This window comes from Streptomyces sp. CB02923 (assembly GCF_001905005.1).
Taxonomy (GTDB): Bacteria; Actinomycetota; Actinomycetes; order Streptomycetales; family Streptomycetaceae; genus Streptomyces.
In genome coordinates this window covers 604402-625399 of the sequence record NZ_LWKZ01000012.1, presented here as the reverse complement: position 1 = coordinate 625399, position 20998 = coordinate 604402, and the positions used below count along the sequence as shown (strand labels likewise).

General features: G+C 72.2%; 12 protein-coding genes, 3 tRNA genes, 2 pseudogenes and 1 CRISPR repeat array. Of the genes and pseudogenes, 7 read left to right on the top strand and 10 right to left on the bottom strand.

Annotation, left to right across the window (positions count from 1 at the left end; all coding sequences use genetic code 11):
• Positions 1-295 precede the first annotated feature (295 nt).
• The gene (locus A6A06_RS14295) at positions 296-475 is read right to left on the bottom strand and encodes a hypothetical protein (protein ID WP_073761573.1); all 180 of its coding nucleotides are present in this window, start codon (positions 473-475) and stop codon (positions 296-298) included.
• A gap of 242 nt (positions 476-717) precedes the next feature.
• Between A6A06_RS14295 and A6A06_RS14290 the strand changes: the two genes are divergently transcribed.
• The 4 genes and pseudogenes from A6A06_RS14290 (at position 718) to cas2e (ending at position 5513) form a co-directional block, all read left to right on the top strand.
• A complete protein-coding gene (locus tag A6A06_RS14290) occupies positions 718-4167 on the top strand; it encodes a helix-turn-helix domain-containing protein (protein WP_073761572.1) in 3450 nt (1149 codons plus the stop codon).
• Positions 4168-4299: 132 nt separating this feature from the next.
• Positions 4300-4365 (top strand): annotated as a pseudogene (locus tag A6A06_RS43900) (hypothetical protein); the annotation flags it as partial.
• 73 nt (positions 4366-4438) lie between these two features.
• Positions 4439-5163, top strand: a pseudogene (cas1e, locus tag A6A06_RS14285) (type I-E CRISPR-associated endonuclease Cas1e); the annotation flags it as partial.
• On the top strand, positions 5160-5513 hold the full coding sequence (gene cas2e / locus A6A06_RS14280; protein WP_073761571.1) for a type I-E CRISPR-associated endoribonuclease Cas2e: 354 nt from the start codon (positions 5160-5162) through the stop codon (positions 5511-5513). The pseudogene cas1e and the gene cas2e, both read left to right, overlap by 4 nt.
• Before the next feature lie 128 nt (positions 5514-5641).
• Positions 5642-6646: direct repeats of the CRISPR family, unit length 29 nt; unit sequence GTGGTCCCCGCGCGTGCGGGGCTGTTCCC.
• An 840-nt stretch (positions 6647-7486) separates the two neighbouring features.
• Here cas2e and A6A06_RS14270 read toward each other — a convergent pair.
• The 3 genes from A6A06_RS14270 to A6A06_RS14260 all read right to left on the bottom strand — a co-directional run bounded on the left by A6A06_RS14270 (position 7487) and on the right by A6A06_RS14260 (position 7894).
• A tRNA-Ile gene (locus A6A06_RS14270) sits at positions 7487-7563 on the bottom strand.
• 180 nt (positions 7564-7743) lie between these two features.
• Positions 7744-7816, bottom strand: a tRNA-Asn gene (locus A6A06_RS14265).
• Positions 7817-7821: 5 nt separating this feature from the next.
• Positions 7822-7894, bottom strand: a tRNA-Asn gene (locus A6A06_RS14260).
• A gap of 223 nt (positions 7895-8117) precedes the next feature.
• Here A6A06_RS14260 and A6A06_RS14255 point away from each other — a divergent pair.
• Positions 8118-8417: a hypothetical protein gene (locus A6A06_RS14255; RefSeq protein WP_073761569.1), complete on the top strand. Its 300-nt coding sequence runs from the start codon at positions 8118-8120 to the stop codon at positions 8415-8417.
• 113 nt (positions 8418-8530) lie between these two features.
• Positions 8531-9970, top strand: a complete 1440-nt coding sequence (locus A6A06_RS14250) for an FGGY family carbohydrate kinase (protein WP_073761568.1) — start codon at positions 8531-8533, stop codon at positions 9968-9970.
• A gap of 132 nt (positions 9971-10102) precedes the next feature.
• On the opposite strand, the gene A6A06_RS14245 is transcribed toward A6A06_RS14250, so the two are convergent.
• The 6 genes from A6A06_RS14245 to A6A06_RS14220 all read right to left on the bottom strand — a co-directional run bounded on the left by A6A06_RS14245 (position 10103) and on the right by A6A06_RS14220 (position 18530).
• Positions 10103-11302: an RNA polymerase sigma factor gene (locus tag A6A06_RS14245; RefSeq protein ID WP_073761567.1), complete on the bottom strand. Its 1200-nt coding sequence runs from the start codon at positions 11300-11302 to the stop codon at positions 10103-10105.
• Between the two features lie 185 nt (positions 11303-11487).
• Positions 11488-13401 carry a DNA primase gene (dnaG, locus tag A6A06_RS14240; protein ID WP_073761566.1) on the bottom strand — a complete coding sequence of 638 codons (1914 nt, stop codon included), beginning with the start codon at positions 13399-13401 and terminating at the stop codon, positions 11488-11490.
• 202 nt (positions 13402-13603) lie between these two features.
• Positions 13604-14566, bottom strand: a complete 963-nt coding sequence (locus tag A6A06_RS14235) for a threo-3-hydroxy-L-aspartate ammonia-lyase (RefSeq protein WP_073761565.1) — start codon at positions 14564-14566, stop codon at positions 13604-13606.
• A 134-nt stretch (positions 14567-14700) separates the two neighbouring features.
• Entirely contained in the window at positions 14701-16002 is a 1302-nt protein-coding gene (locus tag A6A06_RS14230) for an NAD(P)/FAD-dependent oxidoreductase (RefSeq protein ID WP_073761564.1), read from the bottom strand.
• 315 nt (positions 16003-16317) lie between these two features.
• Positions 16318-17649, bottom strand: a complete 1332-nt coding sequence (locus A6A06_RS14225; protein ID WP_073761563.1) for a deoxyguanosinetriphosphate triphosphohydrolase — start codon at positions 17647-17649, stop codon at positions 16318-16320.
• A complete protein-coding gene (locus A6A06_RS14220) occupies positions 17646-18530 on the bottom strand; it encodes a sirohydrochlorin chelatase (protein WP_242440724.1) in 885 nt (294 codons plus the stop codon). Before A6A06_RS14220 ends, A6A06_RS14225 begins: the two co-directional genes overlap by 4 nt.
• A 281-nt stretch (positions 18531-18811) precedes the next feature.
• Here A6A06_RS14220 and A6A06_RS14215 point away from each other — a divergent pair, with 281 nt between their 5' ends.
• The gene (locus A6A06_RS14215) at positions 18812-20992 is read left to right on the top strand and encodes a molybdopterin oxidoreductase family protein (protein WP_079194004.1); all 2181 of its coding nucleotides are present in this window, start codon (positions 18812-18814) and stop codon (positions 20990-20992) included.
• The last annotated feature ends 6 nt before the right edge of the window (positions 20993-20998 follow it).

Here is a 20998-nt window from a genome sequence, read left to right as displayed (position 1 = left end):
ACGACTTCAGTCATCAACCAGACCATGTCGTCCCGGTGTCTCCGTAACCACCCCCTTGCGTCGACCAGGCAGGCCCTGAGCCAGCGCCATGATTGCGCGCGCAAGGTCCTCCTCCCTCACTCGGCTCTCTGGCGTCTGCCAGGGAGCTGACCAGCGGGAGGCGAGTGGGCACTGCCAAGGCTCACTGTCGCACTCCTCGGCGATGCGTACCCAGCGTTTGAGAGAACCGGGGATAACAAACGCCACCGAGTCGCGCCGGTCACGCCACCGAGTTGCCGCGCAGCCCAACTGTGGCTCACTCGCGAGGCTTTCGCCTCAGCAGGATCGCCAGAGTCGCCCGCGCGTCACGGCGACGGGCCGAGGAGCGGGAGGCGACCGAGACGAGTGCGACGCCGAGCAGAGTCACGGAGTAGCTGACCCCCGTGGCGGCGGCCAGTACCGTGGCGTCAGTCAGCAGGGTTGGCAGTGCGGGCATGAGCAGGTTCCCTCCCGTACGGGCCGCCAGGTGAGCTTGCCGGGCGGCGAGTGCGGCAGTTGTCCCACGTCCAACGGGTTTCCAGCGATGTTGGAGGCCCGGGCCGGAGGGCGTTCGCGCTGCTCATACGCTCCGCAAAAAGTGTCCAGGGGCTTTCCCGATGGGGAGATGAGTTGAACGCTCAAAGGCCCGGCGGCGCCAGGGGCCGCCCCAAGAGTGCTCGCGCGCGACTCGCCGGATGCTTGAAGGCGCTGCACGAGGAAGCCCAGAGGGCAGGCGGTCAAGAGATCACGCTCCGGCAACTCGCTCGGCAGTTGAGGATTACCACCTCGTCGCTCAGCAACTGGCTGAACGGTACGACCACACCGTCACAGCAAAGCCTCGGCAAGTACCTGTCGTTGATCGACTACTTGGAGGGGCGCGCCCAGAGTCCCGCTCGCCCCCGCAGGGAGTGGCAGCGACTTATCAATGCAGCCATAGACGAGAGCCGAAGTGATCGCGGTGGGCGGCCCCTCAGTACATCCCGCCCCGCCAAGGTCGCCCCCTTGCGGTACTTTCACACCGCCGACCAGTACCGGCCGCCGGAACTACTAGGGCGGCAGGAACACCTCGATCAGCTTCCGGAATTGGTCCGTAAGGCGACGGGGTACCTGGCTCTCGTAGCGCCCCCCTGGGCGGGCAAGTCCGCGTTCCTGGCTACCTTCGTCAGGACCTACGAAGCGGACGACATGGACCTCATGGCCTACTTCGTCCGCTGGGGGCACAGGACGGACAATGCTGAGGATTACCTCACGACCATGGTTGAGCAGCTCTGCCTGCACGCTGGAAGAGAGCAGCCAAGTCGTGCCGACACAGCCACTTTGCTGACCCTCTACGAGGAAGCCGCCAGTACGAGCATCTCTCGTGGACGGACCCTCCTCTTGGTCATCGACGGATTGGACGAAGATGTCGGAGCGCGTATCGGCAATAATCCGAGCATCGCCTCGCTGCTCCCCCGACAGCCTCATACCGGTCTCCGCGTGCTGGTCAGCCGCCGGTGGCATCCGCCCCTACCCGGCGACGTACCCCAGGAGCACCCGCTGCGGCAGGCCGAGCAGATACCGCGATTCCGGCCTTCGCCGAAGGCCGGCGTACTGCGGAAGACCGCTTTGGATGACCTGGCCGCACTTTTTCAGGACACCAGGGAGTGGGTGCACGACGTTCTCGGCTATCTGACCCTGGCCCCTGGGGGATTGAGCCAGACCCATTTGCTCGAGTTGCTCGGGCTGGACCAACGGAACCCCCCACCGCGTCGCTTCTGTATGACGGATCTGCTGCACAGCGTGGCCAGTCGGGTTTTCGGCCCCGAAGACCGGGACCCGGACACATTCGTTCTGGCACACGCAGAACTGTACGGTGTGGCCGAGGAAGAGCTGGGCCCCGAGAAACTCGCCGAACTGTCCGGGCATCTGCACACCTGGGCCGACCGTTACAAGGCCAGGAGCTGGCCCGATTCCACCCCTGCATATCTGCTTCACCACTACCAGGAGCGCCTGAGGACAGACGGCAAAATCGACCGCTGGCTCACCTTCGCGCTCGATCACCGCCGTCTGCTGTGCCTCGCGAACCGAGGCCGTGCCGACCTCGCGCTCGCCTCGCTCGATCGCGTCATGCAGGCGTGCCCGGCACCCGCTGACAGGGCATCGGCAGCCGCCTCCCGGTCCCTCCTCAATACGAGGAGCCGACCGGTACCACGTGAGGTTCTCCGCGCTCTGGTCGTGGTCGGAGACCTCACCCGCGCCTGGTCGCTCGCGCTCTCGGCCGTTGACCCGGCCTCCAAAGCGGTACGGCTCATCGAGGTGGTTCAGGCGGCCCTGTCCATGGGACCGTTGCAGGCTGAGGCTGCGGAGCGGGCGAGACGCCTGGCGAGTGAAGCCGCCATGTGGGCCGCGCACGCACAGCGGCAAAAAGCGGAGACCGCCCCTACAGCAGAGCTGGAAATCCAGGCGCTCGTCCCCCGGGCCGCCACCATGCTCGCCGCAGCGGGATCACCGGGCGAGGCGGTCCGCTTGCTGGATACGGTCGACATCTGTCGGCCCGAGAACGTCGCGGCGGTTGCCGAGACCGCAGCTCTGCTGCTCGTGCCCGAACCGGCCGTCGCGGCTGAGTTGCTCGACGAACTCCTGCTGGAAGCGGAAAGTCATGCCGATTCGGCAGAGGGGCGCCCCGTCTTCGCGGTGGAGATCTGGTCAGCCGTAGCCACGGCTGATCCGAGCCGGGCAGAGTCGATCCACCGCAGGATGAAGGAGTTCGCCGAAAGCGTGGCCCTGGCGGCTCCGGGCCTGACAGCAGTCGACTGTTGCGCGCTCACGGCCTCCGCGCTCGCCGAAGCCATGCCGGAGGAAGCCCGCCAACTGGCGTACACCGCCATGCGCGAGGCGGAGAGAGCTTCGGGCGACGGCGACGTCACGGAAGACAGGCTCCGGGAGTCCATGAGCCGGGTAACCCAAGCGCTGCTCGACGTCGGAGAGACACCCAGGAAGGTGCGCGCCCTGCTCTCTGACGCACCCACTGAAGACACCTCATGTGCCTCGCTGTCACACGACGGTCGTCTCGACGATGAGACCGCAGCACGAGAAGCCGCCGAAGCAGCGGAGGCGGAGGAAAACGAAGAACTGCTCAAGGAAATGACGCGACTGTCCGACCTCGGAGACGGCCCCCACTTACGCCGATGCCTGGACCGGTTCACAAGGCGGGCTGCCGATGGGGACGCCCCGGTCCCATGGCTGCCCTTCCTCGCGGAAGCGCTTTTCGGCGTTCTCGATCCCGTCGAAGAGGTCACCTCACTCTTGAGGACCGAGCTGCCCGACACGCCCTTACGCCTAAAGATCCTGACCTCGGCCGCAATGGCTCACGCAGACGCACAGCGCCACGACGAGGCGTTGCGATGCGCGGAAGGGGCAGCCGACATTGCGCAACACATGCCGGCCCCGCTGCAACCGGAGAACAGGGCGTTGGTCGCCCAGGCGTTCGCTCATGCAGGTGACCTTCCACGGGCCAGGCAATGGGCCGCCCCTCCCCACGGAGGCAAGCCGTTCGGCAGGGCGGGCATTCCGTACCGGCGGGCTGCCTTGGCTGTCGAGATGGGCCTCGAACCGGAGGCCGTCGTCGCACGTGCCATCGCTGATGGCTTGCCGAGAGCTGGACTCGACACATCCGGAACCCAACTGCTCAAGGCGCTGTGTGATCACGCCACCGGTGCCCGGACGGACGCCCAGCTCGCCTCCCTGGAGGTCGCAGCTCACGCACGGCTCGGCACAGAACCCCTGTTCGCTACCGGACTCGCCCTGCTCTGGGCTACCCACGGTGACGTCGCGCACGCGTGCTGCACGATCGGTAAGTTGCCTGACCCTGCTGCCCGAGGCGTTGCCCAGTCGGTCGTGGCCGCTTACTTGGCCGGCGTACCGCCGCATCTGGACGTGGCTGCCGACGAGGGTCACTGGACCCTTTCTGTGCTCAGAGCCCTCGCACACCACATGCGCCCGGCAGAGGCCGACGGCACCACCATTGTGCGAAACCTCGTCCTCGAAGCCCTGACCACCGACAGCTGGTACTGGACGTTGCCGGTACTGGGCCGCACAGCTCCGGACGCGGTGTCCCAGGTCGCCGGTGTTCTCGACCAGCACCGGATGGCAAGGAGGACGGGACCGTGAACGTTGCCCGTACGGCCCGACCGGTCACACACCGCGCGCTCACACTGAGAGCCGACCTGTGGTCCCCAAGCCCACCAACCGCCGACTGACGCAGTTCGGCGACGCATATGACCTCATCGTGCGCAACCAGCAATCACTCCAGTTCCGCCGCCTTCCGCCGCCTTCCGTCGCACCCTCACCCACGGCCTGGGCAGGTCCAAGGCGTACGGCGGCGGCCTGATGACGCTGGCCGCGGCAGGCGGCCGATGGGTACCGTCAGCCGCCGCAGCACCTCCTGGGCGAATGCGGCGCCGCCGTGGTCTGGGTCGGCGAGCACGGCGTACGGTTCTACGCCGACGGCCGCACCCTGACCCGCTCCTCGGCCCTGGCCGAAGCCCACGCCACCGCCTGGGCCAACCGGCGCACCCGCCTGGAGGTCGCCCGCGCCATGTACCGCCTGCGCTTCCCCGACGAAGATCCCGCCGCCCGCACCCGCCAGGACCTGCTGTCTATGGAAGGCCGCCGCCTCAAAGACTGCCACCGCCGCGAATCCGTCCGCACCAGCGTCCCCAGGCCCGCCGCGACTACCACCGCGACGACTTCGCCGCCGGCGACGCCCCCAACCAGGCCGTCACCGCCGCCGCACAATGCATGTACGGCATCGCCCACGCCGTCGTCACCGCCCTGGGCTGCTCCCCCGCCCTGGGATTCGTCCACTCCGGCCACGAACGCTCCTTCGTCCTGGACATCGCCGACCTCTACAAGACCGACATCGCCATCCCCGCAGCCTTCGACGCCGCCGCCGACGGCCTCGACGACGTGGCCTCCCGCACTCGCCGCGCCCTGCGCACCCGCATCAACGACACCGGCCTCCTCGACCGCTGCGTCAACGACATCAAAACCCTCCTCCACCACAACGACGACACCTCCGACCACCAGGACCGCATGACCCTGCAGTCAGACGGCGACACCCACCTCGAAAGCGGCCACAACTACAGCGACGAGGTGCTGTGTTGACCGTCATCATCCTCGCCAACTGCCCCGCCGGCCTGCGCGGCTTCCTCACCCGCTGGCTCCTCGAAATCTCCCCCGGCGTCTTCCTCGGCTCCCCCAGCGCCCGCATCCGCGACCTACTGTGGGACGAAGTCCGCCAGTACTCCAACCAAGGCCGCCCCCTCCTCGTCCACCAGACCGACACCGAACAAGGCTTCACCTTCCGCACCCACCACCACGCCTGGCACCCCACCGACCACGAAGGACTCACCCTCCTTCACCGCCCAGCCCAACCGAAAGCAGGGCGCTCACCCCAGCCACCAAAACAAAACTGGAGCAAGGCCGCCCAACGCCGCAAATACGGCCGCCGATAACCACCCCAGCCCACACCCCGCACGAACGGAGCAGCCCGCCAATGCCTGAACATATGTCGGCTATGCCGGAATTCTTGGAAGTAAGTAAAACCTCCCGCCTCGCCTGACAAAGTCGCTGGTCACGGCCTGCGGTCCCCGCGCGTGCGGGGCTGTTCCCCCCGTGTGGGCCGGTGAGGCTCGTCGGGCCCGGTGGTCCCCGCGCGTGCGGGGCTGTTCCCCGGGTAGCCGACCTGGTCACCGTGCAGCGACGGTGGTCCCCGCGCGTGCGGGGCTGTTCCTCGACGGTGCCGAGGTAGGTGGTGGTCAGTTCGGTGGTCCCCGCGCGTGCGGGGCTGTTCCCGACCTCTGGGCCCCGTCACGCGTCGTCGCCATGTGGTCCCCGCGCGTGCGGGGCTGTTCCCCGGTCCAAGGCCGACCAGGACCCGGCGACCTGGTGGTCCCCGCGCGTGCGGGGCTGTTCCCTGCGGCGGCCCGCGCGACGGCCTGTTGCCATTGTGGTCCCCGCGCGTGCGGGGCTGTTCCCTGGCCGTGATCGTGGTCGCTCTCATGGCGAGCGTGGTCCCCGCGCGTGCGGGGCTGTTCCCGGTCTCTCGCCACGTGATCGGCGCCTTGCAGTGTGGTCCCCGCGCGTGCGGGGCTGTTCCCACCTTGAACGCCGCGCAGGTGGAGATCGTTGGGTGGTCCCCGCGCGTGCGGGGCTGTTCCCTCGCCCGCCGGGAAGCTCAGGGATCCGCTCGTGTGGTCCCCGCGCGTGCGGGGCTATTCCCGTGGGCATGGGCGCGGTCGCCCTGCTGATCGTGCGGTCCCCGCGCGTGCGGGGCTGTTCCCCGCGCCGCCGCCCGGGGCACGCTGTGGTCCGAGCGGTCCCCGCGCGTGCGGGGCTGTTCCCGCGTTCTTGGTGAAGCCCACCGTTACCGTGGTGCGGTCCCCGCGCGTGCGGGGCTGTTCCCCCCGTTTGCACGATCTGCACACGCAACCTTCGGCGGTCCCCGCGCGTGCGGGGCTGTTCCCTGTGCCGCCACTACCGGGTGCGCCACGACGGGGCGGTCCCCGCGCGTGCGGGGCTGTTCCCTTCACCCGCCACCGCTGGCCTCCGGACATGACGTGGTCCCCGCGCGTGCGGGGCTGGTTCGCTGTCGAGTGGGAGACCCTCCTGCCGACCACGTGTCCCCCGCGTGCAGGGCTCTTCCCGGCTTCTATTGCTCGATCCTGGCGGTGCCCGAGTGGGTCCCGCATGGGGTGCGGGGCTGGTCCCGGCCATCAGGTCGCCGACGAGGGCATGCTGCAGTCCCCCGCCTGTGCGGAGCTGACCCGGATGTTGCGGAGGGCCGCCCTTCGGTGCACCGCCGCCTTCGGCTGGCTGATCGTCGCCGACGTGGTTGGAGGGGCCTGCCGCCACCTGCTCGCTGAGCACTCGGCCTTACCGGCGCCGACGCTGCCCGCCGACGTCGTACCGTCATCGTGAACGGCGGCTTCGGCGTCTCCCGGCACTCCCGCACCGAACGCAAGCACCGTCCCATCCCGGCCCCGGCCCCCGATCAACGGAGCTGCGCCCCCACCGCCCGATCCCGACCTTCGCCTCAGAGAATCCGCGCCCAAGCCCCTACGCAACCGTCAGGCCCTTCCCTGACCCTGGAGGGACATAGAGGCACATCGCATGGCCGGCCCGAAGGCATGACGGTCGCGACCGCGTTCTGACCGCGAAATGGGCCCGGTTCTGGGGCCGAGTGGAGATGGCAGCGAGACGACGACGCTCGGTGCAGGTGGGGGGTGCGGGTGGGGATGCCTTCTCCGTCGGCCGTGGGAGCATCAACCACGACTCCCACCCCGGCGCCGCCCCGAAACCCCAGGTCACCCGGGCCCCGGAGGCTCGACCAGGCCACACAAGCCCGCGTTTACCTCGCCACACCGAGGCAAACGCCTCACGCAAACGACCTCTCCAACCACGTTTCCGCAGGTCAGATCGATTTTTCTGGTGGGGCGGGTGGGACTCGAACCCACGGCCGACGGATTATGAGTCCGCTGCTCTAACCGGCTGAGCTACCGCCCCGAAACGGCGCGCCGCGCACATTTGTGCGCGCCGTCTGCCGCAGCATAGCCGCTCATACGATCTGTTGCGCGGGTGGGTCCTCGATGGGCGGGCATGCTCGTCCAAGAGGACTTCGGGTACCGGGTGTTCGGTTCCACCGCACAGCAAAGAGGACCCCCGTGGGGGTCCTCTTCCGGTGTGCTCCCCCGACTGGACTCGAACCAGTAACCCTCCGGTTAACAGCCGAATGCTCTGCCAATTGAGCTACAGGGGACCGAGCTCCCCCGACTGGACTCGAACCAGTAACCTGCCGGTTAACAGCCGGCTGCTCTGCCAATTGAGCTACAGGGGAATGCTCTGTGTGCCTCGAATGCACTCCGCTCCGGGGGCTCCGGACGGCGTGCGCTCGCTGCTGCACATACATTAGCGCAAGCAGGGGGGTGCTCCGCCAATCGGTATGGCCGCGGGTGGTCCCGGATGATCTTCTGGTCCGCGGGTAGGCGCGCAGCACAGCCCAGCGGACCGACGCACAGTGCGCGCGAGCGAGACCGACGAGAGGGAAGGGTGGAGCGACGATGCGCTACCGGCTCACGTTCATCACGGGACTGGCCATCGGATACGTGCTCGGCACCAAAGCCGGCCGGGAGCGCTACGAGCAGCTCCGCAAGAGCGCCCGGCGGATCGCGCAGAACCCGGCCGTCCGCAACACCGCGGAGTCCGCCGCGCTCGGCGGCCGCGAGGTGGCCACCAAGGCGTTCGACAAGGTGTCCGCCAAGGTCGGCGACCGGATGCCGGGGCCGGTGGCCGAGCGCATCCGGTCGCTGCGCGAGCAGCGCGGCACCGGTGAGGACGACTGGGGTACGAGCAACACCTGACCCCGGACCCCCGGCGGGGCGGCCGGGCCCGGCCGCCCCGCGTCCGCCGTCCCGCCCCGGGGGTGTGAACCTGGCGGCCATCGTGTCCCGTCCATGGGGCATCATCTGGGGGCATGGGGATAGTCGCCGGGCTGGACAGTTCGTCCGAGAGCACACGGATCGTCGTCTGCGACGCGGACACGGGTGCCGTCATCAGGCAGGGGTACGCGCCGCACCCCGCCGAAAAGGGACACGAGATCGACCCGCAGGCGTGGCTGATGTCACTCGGCGAGGCCGCGGGCAACGGGCTCCTGGAGGGCGTACAGGCGATCGGGGTGTCCGCGCAGCAGCACGGCATGCTGCCGCTGGACGCCGACGGTGCCCTCGTGCGGGCCGCGCTGGTCGGCAACGACAAGCGGGCGCAGAGCGCCGCGGCCGACCTGATCGACTCGCTCGGCGGGCGGGCCGCCTGGACGCAGGCCGTCGGCGCCGTCCCGCACTCCGCGCAGCCGCTGACGAAACTGCGCTGGCTGGCGCGCAGCGAACCGGCGAACGCCGCCCGCGTCGCCGAGGTCCTGCAGCCGCACGACTGGCTGGTGTGGCAGCTGCTGGGCCGCCCGGCACGCCGTACGACGGACCGGGGCGGCGCCTCGGGCACCGGCTACTGGTCGGCGGCGACCGGCGGCTACCGGCCCGACCTGGTGGAACTGGCGCTCGGGCACCAGGTGCGGCTGCCGGAGGTGCTGGGCCCGTCCGGTACCGCCGGGTTCACGCCGGAGGGGCTGCTGATCTCCGCGGGTACGGGCGAGACGATGGCCGCCGCCTTCGGGCTGGGGGTCGGCGCGGGCGACGCGGTGGTGTCGCTGGGCGCCTCGGGCTCGGTCTTCGGCATCCACCACGAGGCGCTGGCGGACTCCAACGGCACGATCACCTCGTTCGCGGACGCGACGGGGATGCACCTGCCGGTGGTGCACACGAGCAACGCCGTACGGGTGCTGCGCGGCACGGCCGAGATGCTGGGCACCGACCTCCAGGGTCTGTCCGAGCTGGCCCTCAAGTCGACGCCCGGCTCGTACGGCATGGTGCTGCTGCCGTACCTGGAGGGTGAGCGGACGCCGCACCTGCCGCACACGGCGGGATCGCTGCACGGGCTGCGGCGCGAGAGCATGAAGCCGGAGCACCTGGCGCGGGCGGCCTTCGAGGGCATGCTGTGCGGGCTCGCGGACGCGCTGGACGTGCTGCGCGGGCGCGGCGTCGAGGTGCACCGGGTGTTCCTGCTGGGTGCGGCGGCCGAGCTGGGCGCGGTGCAGGCGGCGGCGCCGGGGCTGTTCGGGGCGCAGGTCGTGGTGCCGCAGCCGGCGGACTACGCGGCGCTGGGCGCGGCGCGGCAGGCGGCCTGGGCGCTGGGCGCGGCCCACGGCACGCTGGCTCCGCACGAGCCGCCGCGCTGGCCCGCGGCGGCCAGCCAGGTCTTCGAGCCGGGCGAGGAACTGCCGGTCGGGCAGGCGGTGCGCCAGCAGTACATCGCGGTACGGGAGGAGAGCTACGCCGGGGCGTTTCTGTCCGCCCAGTAACCCCGTCGCCGAGTAGCCCCGCCGTCCAGTAGCCTCGCCATCCAGCAGCGTCGTCGGCTGAATAGCGCCGCCGCTGAACAGCGCCGCCGGCCGGCTCGTCCGGCCGCTCCGGGTCGCCGGCCGCGGCCGGCCTCAGTCCAGGTACCCCCGGAGCTGGTCGGCGAAGGCGTGGTCGCGGAGTTTGTTCAGCGTCTTGGATTCGATCTGGCGGATCCGTTCGCGGGTCACGCCGAAGATCCGGCCGATCTCCTCCAGGGTGCGGGGGCGGCCGTCGACGAGGCCGTAGCGCAGCTGGACGACCTTGCGCTCGCGTTCGCCGAGGGTCGACAGCACCGCTTCGAGGTGTTCGCGCAGCAGCAGGAAGGCGGCCGATTCGACGGGGGACGCGGCGTCGCCGTCCTCGATGAGGTCGCCGAGCGCGACGTCGTCCTCCTCGCCCACGGGGGCGTGCAGGGAGACCGGTTCCTGGGCGAGCCGCAGTACCTCGCTGACGCGTTCCGGGGGCAGGTCGAGCTGGGCGGCGACCTCCTCGGGCGTGGGTTCGTACCCGCGCTCCTGGAGCATCCGGCGCTGTACCCGGACGACGCGGTTGATCAGTTCCACCACGTGCACCGGGACGCGGATCGTGCGGGCCTGGTCGGCCAGCGCGCGGGACATGGCCTGGCGGATCCACCACGTGGCGTAGGTGGAGAACTTGTAGCCGCGGGCGTAGTCGAACTTCTCCACGGCCCGGATCAGTCCGAGGTTGCCCTCCTGGACGAGGTCGAGCATGGTCAGGCCGCGGCCGACGTAGCGTTTGGCGACGGAGACGACCAGGCGCAGGTTGGCCTCGATGAGGCGGCGTTTGGCCATCCGGCCGAGGACGACGAGTTTGTCGAGGTCCAGGGCCAGTTGGGAGTCCAGGTCGGGGGCGAGCCGCAGCCGTTCCTCGGCGAACAGGCCGGCTTCCACCCGGCGGGCCAGTTCGACCTCCTCCACGGCGGTGAGCAGCGGAATCCGGCCGATCTCGCGCAGGTACTGGCGGAACAGGTCGGAGGAGGGACCGCCGGCTTCGGGGCGCGGTGGCGGCGGCTCCGGGGCGATCTCCTCCACGAGGATTTCGGGCGCGGGCGGCTCTGCCTGCTGCGGCACGGTGGCCGAATCCGCGGCCGGTGCGTCGGCGAGGGTCCGGGTCTGCACGGGGGCGACCTCCAGTGTGATCGCTGCTGAGGCGGCGGAAGGGCCGGGACCGTCTGCGGCCGAGCCGCTGTCCGTCCCGTACATCAAGAGCGGTTCCGCGGGGGATTCCGGTTCCGTACGTCCGGACCCGCCGCGCTCCGAGGACTCAGGCACCGCTCCTCAGTGTGGAGTACGACACAGGCCCGCCACGAGGGGCGTGCGGGCACTTTTTGGGTCCGGACGGTGACCGAGCGGCTACGGCGGGGTGGGTACGGGCCGTTCGCGGCCGCCTCGTTCGCGTACGGGCCCCTCGCGCGGCGGCCTGGGCCAAGGGGCCCGCCGGGCGGCGGCGCGGGCGGTTACAGGGCCGCGTAGCCGCGTTCGCGCAGGGACTGGCCGTACTGCTGGAGGACCCACAGCTCGTTCTGGACGGCGGCCAGGTGCTGGGGGTCGGCGTGGGGGCCGAGGCGCTGGAGGGAGCCGCGGATCTCCGTGACGCGGCGGTTGACGGCGGCCAGCCGGACGGCCACCAACTGGACGCCGGCATACACCTCGTCGGCGTCCCGGCGGGTGTGCAGCGGCTCCACGGCCAGCTCGGTGACCATGGCGCGGACCGTGTCGTCGGGGGCGGCCTCGCGGACCCGGGCGAGGTAGCTGTTGTCGCCCGCGGCGGACAGCGCGCCGCCCGCGTCCTCGATGCACCGGCGGACGGTGGTGTACGGGGGCGCGGTGAACTCGTCGGCGCCGTACGCGTCGAAGGCCGGCGAGACCAGGTCGGGGCGCTGGAGGGCCAGCTTGAGCAGTTCCCGCTCGACGCGGTGGGCGGGGCTGCGGAGGTTCAGGGCGGGGCCGCTCGGGCCGGGCGGCGGCTGGGCGGCGTCGGAGGCCGGGCGGTCGGTGCGGCGGCCCGTACGGCCCTGTTCCTGGCCGTCCCGGCCGCGGTCGCGGGCCCAGCGGGCGAGCTGGCCGACCCGGCGGACGACGAACTGGGTGTCGAGGATGCCGAGCATGCCGGCCAGCTGCACGGCGGACTCGTGCTGGATGGAGCTGTTCTTGATGTTGGCGACGATGGGCGCCGCCTCGTCCAGGGCGGCGGCGCGGCCGACGGTGGTGTCCAGGTTGTGCCGGGCGACGACCTGGCGCAGCGCGAATTCGAAGAGCGGGGTGCGGGTCTCGACCAGGTCGGCGACGGCCGCGTCGCCCTTGGCCAGGCGCAGGTCGCAGGGGTCCATGCCGCCGGGGGTGATGGCGATGGAGGTCTGGGCGGCGAACTTCTGGTCGTCCTCGAAGGCGCGCAGCGCGGCCTTCTGGCCGGCCGCGTCGCCGTCGAAGGTGAAGACGACCTCGGAGCCGGAGTTGTCCATCAGCAGCCGGCGCAGGATCTTGATGTGGCCCTCGCCGAAGCTGGTGCCGCAGGTGGCGATGGCGGTGGTGACGCCGGCGAGGTGGCAGGCCATGACGTCGGTGTAGCCCTCGACGACGACGGCCCGGCTGGTCTTGGCGATCTCCTTCTTGGCGAGGTCGATGCCGTACAGGACCTGGGACTTGCGGTAGAGGGGGGTCTCCGGGGTGTTCAGGTACTTGGGGCCGTTGTCGTCGTCGCGGAGCTTGCGGGCGCCGAAGCCGACGACCTCGCCCGCGATGTCGCGGATCGGCCACATCAGGCGGCCGCGGAAGCGGTCGATGGGGCCGCGGCGGCCGTCCTGGGAGAGGCCGGAGAGGATCAGTTCCTGGTCGCTGAAGCCGCGGCCGCGCAGGAACCGGGTGAGGTGGTCCCAGCCTGCCGGGCTGTAGCCGACGCCGAAGTGCTGGGCGGCGGCCTGGTCGAAGCCGCGCTCGGCGAGGAACTTACGGCCGATCTCGGCCTCGGGGCTGTCGAGCTGCTCGATGTAGAACTGGGCCGCGGCCTTGTGGGCCTCGACGAGGCGGGTGCGCTCGCCCTGCTGGCGGCCGGGGGCGTAGCCGCCCTCCTCGTAGCGCAGGGTGATGCCGGCCTGCGAGGCGAGGCGCTCGATGGTCTCGGCGAAGGAGAGGTGGTCGAGCTTCATGATGAAGTCGACGACATCCCCGCCCTCCTGGCAGCCGAAGCAGTGGTAGAGGCCCTTGGCGGAGCTGACGTGGAACGACGGGGACTTCTCGTCGTGGAAGGGGCACAGGCCCTTGAGATTGCCGCCGCCCGCATTGCGCAGCTGGAGGTACTCGGACACGACGGCGTCGATCGGGACCGCGTCCCGTACCGCCTTCACGTCGTCATCGTTGATCCTGCCTGCCACGCCTGAATTCTACGGGTGGGGTACGACAGTCCGGTCCGGGCCCGCCCGGACGGGTACGGAAGTCCGGTCCCGGGCGGCGATGGCCCGCCCGGCGGCCGGGTACGGGAGCCGGGGCCGGCCCGCCCCGGGCGGCCGTGCCACCGCCGCCCGAGGCCTTCCGACACCTTCCGAGGCCTTCCGAGGCCCTCCGGGACCGCCGCCCTCAGCCCATCAGTTCCAGGAAGCGGTCCAGTCCGATGTTGCCGCCGGAGATCACCACGCCGACGCGGCGCGGCAGCGGGTCGACGGCCCCGGCCAGCAGGGCGGCCAGCGCGCTCGCCCCGCTCGGCTCGGTGACGATCTTCAGCCGTTCGAAGGCCAGCCGCATCGCGGCCCGGATCTCGTCGTCGCTGACCAGCACCACCGATTCGAGCAGCCGCCGGTTGACCGGGAAGGTCAGCTCGCCGGGCTGCTCCACCGCCTGCCCGTCGGCGATGGTCCGCGGTACGGGGATGCGCACCCGCTCGCCGGCCGCCAGCGAGCGCCGGGTGTCGTCCCCCGCCTCCGGTTCGACGCCGATCATGCGGATGCCGGGCGACAGCGCGGTGGCGGCGACGGCCGAGCCCGCGATCAGCCCGCCCCCGCCGACCGGCGTGAGCAGGGCGTCCAGCGGTCCGGTCTCCTCGATCAGCTCCAGGGCGGCGGTGCCCTGCCCGGCGATGACGTGCGGGTGGTCGTAGGGCGGGATCAGCGTCAGGCCGCGCTCGGCGGCGAGCCGCGCGCCCAGTGCGGCCCGGTCGCCGGTGTAGCGGTCGTACGTGACGATCTCGGCGCCGTACCCCTCGGTCGCGTCCCGTTTGGAGCGCGGCGAGTCCTCCGGCATGAGGATCACCGCGCTGCTGCCCAGCTCCCGGGCGGCCAGGGCGACCGCCTGGGCGTGGTTGCCGGAGGAGAACGCCGCGACGCCGCGGGCGAGCTGCTCCGGCGCCAGCCGGGAGACGGCGTGGTAGGCGCCGCGGAACTTGAACGCGCCGGCGCGCTGGAAGTTCTCGCACTTGAGGTGCACCTCGGCGCCCACCAGGGCGTCGAGGGTGCGGGAACGCAGCACGGGGGTGCGGTGGACGACGCCCTTGATGCGGGCGGCGGCGTCCTGGACGTCGTCGAACGTGACGGCGGCTTCGGGCATGGACGGTTCTCCCTGGGCGTCGGCTGCGGTACGGGTCCTCAGATCCGGTCCGGTACGGGTCCTCAGATCCGGTGCGGTACGGGTCCTCAGATCCGGTCCGGTACGGGTCCTCAGATCCGGTGCGGTACGGGTCCTCAGGCCCGGTCCGGAGGCAGCAGCGAGTCCAGTGCCACCTGCGGGTCGGCCAGCGCGTTCGGGTCGAGGACCTGGCCCGAACGGATGAGCTGCTGGATCGGCCCGGTGACGTCCCACATGTTGACGTTCATGCCCGCCAGCAGCCGTCCCTCGCACAGCCAGAAGGCGATGAACTCGCGCTTGCCGACGTCGCCGCGGCACACGACCTGGTCGTACGAGCCGGGGGGCGCGTAGCCGGAGTACTCCAGTCCGATGTCGTACTGGTCGGAGAAGAAGTACGGGATGCGGTCGTAGGTGACGTCCCGGCCGAGCATGGCGCGGGCGGCGGCGGGGCCGCCGTTGAGGGCGTTGGCCCAGTGTTCGACGCGCAGTCCGGCGGGCTCGCTGCCGCCGTCCCCGGCGGCGGGCAGCAGCGAGTACGGGAAGGCGGCGATGTCACCGGCCGCGTAGATGTGCGGATCGGAGGTGCGCAGCGAGGCGTCCACGGCGACGCCGCCGCCGTGCGCCGGGTCGACCAGGGCCAGCCCGGCCTGCTCGGCCAGGGCCGTGCGGGGGGCGGCGCCGATCGCGGCGAGCACGTCGTGGGCCGGGTGCTCCTCGCCGTCGTCGGTGCGCGCGGCCAGCACCACGCCGTCCTGTCCGGCGATCTCGGTCAGGCGGGCGCCGAAGTGGAAGCGGACGCCGTGCTCCCGGTGCAGGTCGGTGAAGAGGCTGCCCAGCTCGGGGCCGACGACGCTGTGCAGCGGTGTCGGCTCGGGCTCCACGACGGTCACCTCGGCGCCGTACGAGCGGGCGGCGGCGGCGACTTCCAGGCCGATCCAGCCCGCGCCGGCGATGACGAGGTGGCCGTTGTCCCGGCCGAGGGACTGCAGGACGCCGCGCAGCCGCTCGGCGTGTGCCAGGCGCCGCAGGTGGTGGACGCCGACCAGGTCGGTGCCGGGGACGTCCAGGCGGCGCGGCTCGGCGCCGGTGGCCAGCAGGAGCTTGTCGTACGCGATCAGGGTGCCGTCGCCGAGCCGGACGGTGCGGGCCGCCGGGTCGAGGTGGACGGCGGGCTGGCCGAGGTGCAGTTCGATGTCCGCGCCGGCGTACCAGGCGGGCTCGTGGACGAAGACGCTGTCGCGGTCCTCCTTGCCGAGCAGGTACCCCTTGGAGAGCGGGGGGCGCTCGTACGGGTGGTCGCGCTCGTCACAGATCAGTATCACCCGGCCGGTGAAGCCTTCCGCACGAAGGGTCTCGGCGGCCTTTGCCCCGGCCAGGCCACCCCCGACGATGACGAACGTCTGGTGTGCGTCGACCACTTGCTTCCTCCTCGCTGCGGCGCGGTGCGTCCGCGTCCGTGAACGCCCCCGGTCGTGTCCCCGTTCTACCCCCCGCAGTGCTGTCGCCGCGTACTGCCCGGCGCGGCCGGCCGCGTGTCCCCCGCCGGCCGTGTGACGCCGTATGTCATACCGCGTTCCATGGCCGTCCACCCCGTTGTGCCCCTGTTTTGTTTCCCGCGTTCGGCGCACTCAAGCCCGAGCGTCCCGTACCGGGCGTGCCGCGGGAAGAGGGCGCGCGCCCCAGGGGCCGCAGCAGCACCGTCCATGGTGGACCGGCGGCGCGGGTTCCGCTGCTCAGCGTGTGCCCCGCGGCCGGGTGAGCCGGGCGTGCAGGGAGCGCGCCGAGGCGTCGGTGAGGGCGGCGATCTGGTCGATCAGGGCGCGCATCCTGGCGGTGTCGTCGCCCGCCGTCTCGGCCTGGTCGTACAGGGCGCGGAACTGCGGGTCGAGGCCGTCGGGAGCGCGGGCGACCAGTGCCTCGGCCAGTTCGGCGATGACGACGCGCTGGTCGGCGCGGAGTGCCTCCTGGTCGGGGCGGCGCATCACGTAGCGTTCCGCGACGGCCTTCAACACGGCGCATTCCAGGCGGGTTCCGCGCGGTACGACGAGCCGGGCGCGGTGCCGGGTGAGGCGGCCGGTCCCCCACTCGGCGCGGGTGGCGGTCTCCGCGGCGAGGCAGAAGCGGCCGATGAGCTGGCTGGTGGCGTCCTTCAGGCGGGCCTGGGCGACGGCCGTGCCGTCGTAGCCGTGCGGCCACCACACCTGGTCGAGCAGGCGGTCGAGGGCCGCGCCCAGTTCCTGCGGGTCCGCGCCGGGCGCGTAACGTTCGGCGGCGATCGTGAACACTTCGGCACGTTCGGGTTCGGCGAGCAGGCAGTTCGGGTCCAGGTAGCCGGCGTGCAGCCCGTCCTCGACGTCGTGCACCGAGTACGCCACGTCGTCGGCCCAGTCCATGACCTGCGCCTCGAAGCTGCGGGCCGCTTCGGGCGCGCCCTGCCGGAACCAGGTGAAGACCGGCAGGTCGTCCTCGTAGACCCCGAATTTGGACGAACCGGGATCGGTGGGGTGGCCGCCGCGCTGCCACGGGTACTTGGTGGCGGCGTCCAGGGCGGCGCGGGTGAGGTTGAGGCCGACGCTGACCGCGGTGCCGTCCGTGTCGGGGACGAACCGTTTTGGTTCCAGGCGGGCGAGCAGCCGCAGCGACTGGGCGTTGCCCTCGAAGCCGCCGCAGGGCGCGGCGACCTCGTTGAGCGCCTGTTCGCCGTTGTGCCCGAAGGGCGGGTGGCCCAGGTCGTGGGCGAGGCAGGCGGTCTCCACCAGGTCGGGGTCGCAGCCGAGGGCGGCGCCGAGTTCGCGGCCGACCTGGGCGCACTCCAGGGAGTGGGTGAGGCGGGTACGGGGGCTGGCGTCCCACAGGTGTTCGGTGGTGCCCGGGGTGACGACCTGGGTCTTGCCCGCGAGGCGGCGCAGCGCGGCCGAGTGCAGGACCCGGGCCCGGTCGCGCTGGAAGGCGGTACGGCCCGGCCGTTTGTCGGGCTCGGGGACCCAGCGTTCGGTGTCGGCCGCGCCGTACCCCGTGCCGTCGTGGCCCGCTTCGCGGCCGGTCGTCGATCGTGTGCCCGTCATACGGCGACGGTAGCCGCCCCGGTGGAGTCCTGGCCGCACCCGCTGCGCGCAGCGAGTGCCTGGTCGTAACGGTGCAGGACCAGCCGGGCCAGCGCGGGATGGTCGCCGAGCGGAGCGGCCGCGGGCCCGGGGGCGGCCGCCGCGCACTGGGCGGCGAAGCGGCCGGGCGCGGTGAAGCAGGAGGCGAGGGCGGGGCGGTGGTGGCCGCGGGCGGCGAGGGCGCGCAGGGCCGCGGGGACGGAGAGCGGGGTGCCGGCCGGGCCGCCTTCGGGAGGCGCGGTCGCGTACGCGGGCAGGACGGGTACGCCGCCGAGCCGCTCGGACAGGAGCCGCGCCGTACGGGCCGTGTCGGCGGCCGATTCGGGGGCGCGGGACCCGGCAGCGGCCAGCACGACGGCGCACGGGCGCCGGGCCCCGGCCTCTTCGAGGCGGGCGTGCAGGGCTTCGGCGAGCAGGGGGTGCGGGCCAAGCGGGCGGGCGAGGCGCGCCGTGAGGTGGGGCGCGCCGGCCAGCGCGGCCGGGATGTCGTGGCCGGCGTGCTGCCCGCGCGCGAGCAGCAGCGGTACGGCCACGGCCGTACCGCTCAGCTCCGCCAGCGTGTCCGGGAGCAGCGGCGCGTTCAGCTCGATGTGGCCGAGCCGGACGGTGAGCCCGGGGCGCAGGTCCCGTATCCGGTCCAGGAGGGCGGTGACGGTGCCCAGTGCGGCGGGGTCGCGGCTGCCGTGTGCCACGGCGACGAGTGGGGGCGCCTCCCGGGCCGTCGAGGCGCTGCGGGAGGGGCGGGGGCGGTCCGGGGCGCGGACGGCCGGGTTCCGCGGGGGCAGGCCGCGCAGCCGGACGCGGCTGAGCCGGTCGCTGAGCTGGGTGGTGATCTCCGTCATGAGCTGCGCCGTACTGTCGAAGGGGGCCGTGAGCGGAACGGGCGGTAGGGGCGGTAAGGGCGGTATCGACGCCTTCATGGGGAGAGCCTGGCAGCCGGGCGTTGCCGGGCCGTTGCGCGGGTGTGACGGCTGGTTACCGGTGGCTGTCGGGGCGCGGGCGGCGCGCGTGAGGGGTGTGCCGGGCTTCCTCACCACCCGGGCGCGGCCGCCGTGAGGCACGCTTCCCCGGCCCGTAACGCCGCTCCGGACCGGCGGAAACACGGGCGCCGCACGCTGGCCGCATGAACGCCGCCACCCCCCGCACCACCGCCACCCCGGCGGCCCCGCCCCGGGACGCGCACGCGCAGGTGGACACCCACTGCCCGTACTGCGCCCTCCAGTGCGGCATGGGTCTGCGCCGCACGCCGCCGGGCACCGACGGCTCCCCCGCCGAAGTCGTGGAGCGCCCTGACTTCCCCGTCAACCGGGGCGCTCTGTGCGGCAAGGGCCGCACCGCCGCCGAACTGCTCGCGCCAGGGGCCCGGCTGACCGGGCCCCTGGTACGCGACACCGCGACCGGCCGCCTGGTACCGGCGGACTGGGACACGGCCCTCGACCGGGTCGCAGCGGGCCTGTCCCGTACCGGCGCCGTGTACGGCAGGGACGCGGTGGGCGTCTTCGGCGGGGGCGGCCTGACCAACGAGAAGGCGTACGCGCTGGGGAAGTTCGCGCGGGTGGTGCTCGGCACCTCGCAGATCGACTACAACGGCCGGTTCTGCATGTCCTCGGCCGCCGCCGCGCACCAGCGGGCCTTCGGCCTGGACCGCGGGCTGCCCTTCCCGCTGGCCGACGTCGCCCGCACCGGGTGCGTCGTCCTCGTCGGCTCCAACCTGGCCGAAACCATGCCGCCCGCGCTGCGCTACCTGACCGGGCTGAAGGAGAACGGCGGCCGGCTGATCGTCGTCGACCCGCGCCGTACCCGTACGGCCGGGCAGGCGGATCTGCACCTGGCGCCGCGCCCCGGCACCGACCTGGCGCTCGCGCTCGGACTGCTGCACCTGGTGGTGGCGGAGGGCCGTACGGACGAGGCGTTCATCGCGGCGCGCACCAGCGGCTGGCCGGAGGCGCGGGCGGCGGCGATGGCGCACTGGCCGGAGCTGGTCGAGCGGATCACCGGCGTGCCCGTGCCCCAACTGCGCGCGGCCGTGCGCCTGTTCTGCGACGCGGACAGTTCGATGGTGCTGACGGCCCGGGGGCCCGAACAGCAGGCGAAGGGGACCGACACGGTCGGCGCGTGGATCAACCTGTGCCTGGCGACCGGCCGCGCGGGACGCGAGCACTCCGGTTACGGGTGCCTGACCGGCCAGGGCAACGGGCAGGGCGGGCGCGAACACGGTCAGAAGGCCGACCAGTTGCCGGGCTACCGCAAGCTGTCCGACCCCGCCGCGCGGGCGCACGTCGCGGGCGTGTGGGGCGTGCCGCCGGAGTCCCTCCCCGGGCCCGGACGCAGCGCGTACGAGTTGCTGGACGCCCTGGGCCGGGACGTGCGCGCCCTGCTCCTGATGGGCTCCAACCCCGTCGTCTCGGCGCCGCGCGCCGCCCACGTCGAACAGCGCGTGCGGGCGCTGGACTTCCTCGCGGTGGCCGACGTGGTGCTGTCGGAGACCGCGGCACTCGCGGACGTCGTCCTGCCGGTGGCCCAGTGGGCCGAGGAGACCGGGACGACGACGAACCTGGAGGGCCGCGTCCTGCTGCGGCGGCGCGCCCTGGACCCGCCCCCCGGCGTCCGCACCGACCTCCACGCCCTCAACGCCCTCGCGGCCCGCCTCGGCTGGGAGAAGGGCTTTCCCGCCGACCCGGAGGAGGTCTTCGACGAGCTGCGGCGCGCCTCGGCCGGCGGCCCGGCCGACTACGCGGGCATCACGTACCGGCGGATCACCGCAGAGGACGGCGTCTTCTGGCCCTGCTCCGGAGAGGGGCACCCCGGCACCCCGCGTCTCTTCCTGGACCGCTTCGCGACGCCCGACGGCCGGGCCCGCTTCGTCCCGGTCACCCACCGCCCGGCGGCCGAGGAGCCCGACGACCGGTACCCGGTGGTCCTGACGACCGGCCGGGTGCTGGCCCAGTACCAGTCGGGTGCGCAGACCCGCCGGGTGCCGGACCTGAACGCGGCGGCCCCCGGCCCGTACGTGGAGATCCACCCGCGGCTCGCCCGGCGGTACGGCATCGAGGACGGCCGCCCGGTCGCGGTGGTCTCCCGCCGCGGCCGTGCGGTGGCCCCCGCCCGCTACAGCGAGGCGATCCGCGCCGACACCGTCTTCATGCCCTTCCACTGGCCGGGTCCGGGCCGCGCCAACACCGTGACCAACCCGGCGCTGGACCCGGTGTCGGGGATGCCGGAGTTCAAGACGTGCGCGGTACGGCTGGAACCGGCGGAGGCGGAGGGGGAAGGTGCCGCGGAGGACTCCGGCCAGTTGCGCTGACCGGCC

What these genes read in the sequence shown, in the direction of transcription:
- A6A06_RS14220 (WP_242440724.1), bottom strand. Translation starts at nt 18,530, where the DNA reads ATGACGGAGATCACCACCCAGCTCAGCGACCGGCTCAGCCGCGTCCGG.
- A6A06_RS14225 (WP_073761563.1), bottom strand. Translation starts at nt 17,649, where the DNA reads ATGACGGGCACACGATCGACGACCGGCCGCGAAGCGGGCCACGACGGC.
- A6A06_RS14255 (WP_073761569.1), top strand. Translation starts at nt 8,118, where the DNA reads ATGCGCTACCGGCTCACGTTCATCACGGGACTGGCCATCGGATACGTG.
- A6A06_RS14235 (WP_073761565.1), bottom strand. Translation starts at nt 14,566, where the DNA reads ATGCCCGAAGCCGCCGTCACGTTCGACGACGTCCAGGACGCCGCCGCC.
- A6A06_RS14215 (WP_079194004.1), top strand. Translation starts at nt 18,812, where the DNA reads ATGAACGCCGCCACCCCCCGCACCACCGCCACCCCGGCGGCCCCGCCC.
- A6A06_RS14295 (WP_073761573.1), bottom strand. Translation starts at nt 475, where the DNA reads ATGCCCGCACTGCCAACCCTGCTGACTGACGCCACGGTACTGGCCGCC.
- A6A06_RS14250 (WP_073761568.1), top strand. Translation starts at nt 8,531, where the DNA reads ATGGGGATAGTCGCCGGGCTGGACAGTTCGTCCGAGAGCACACGGATC.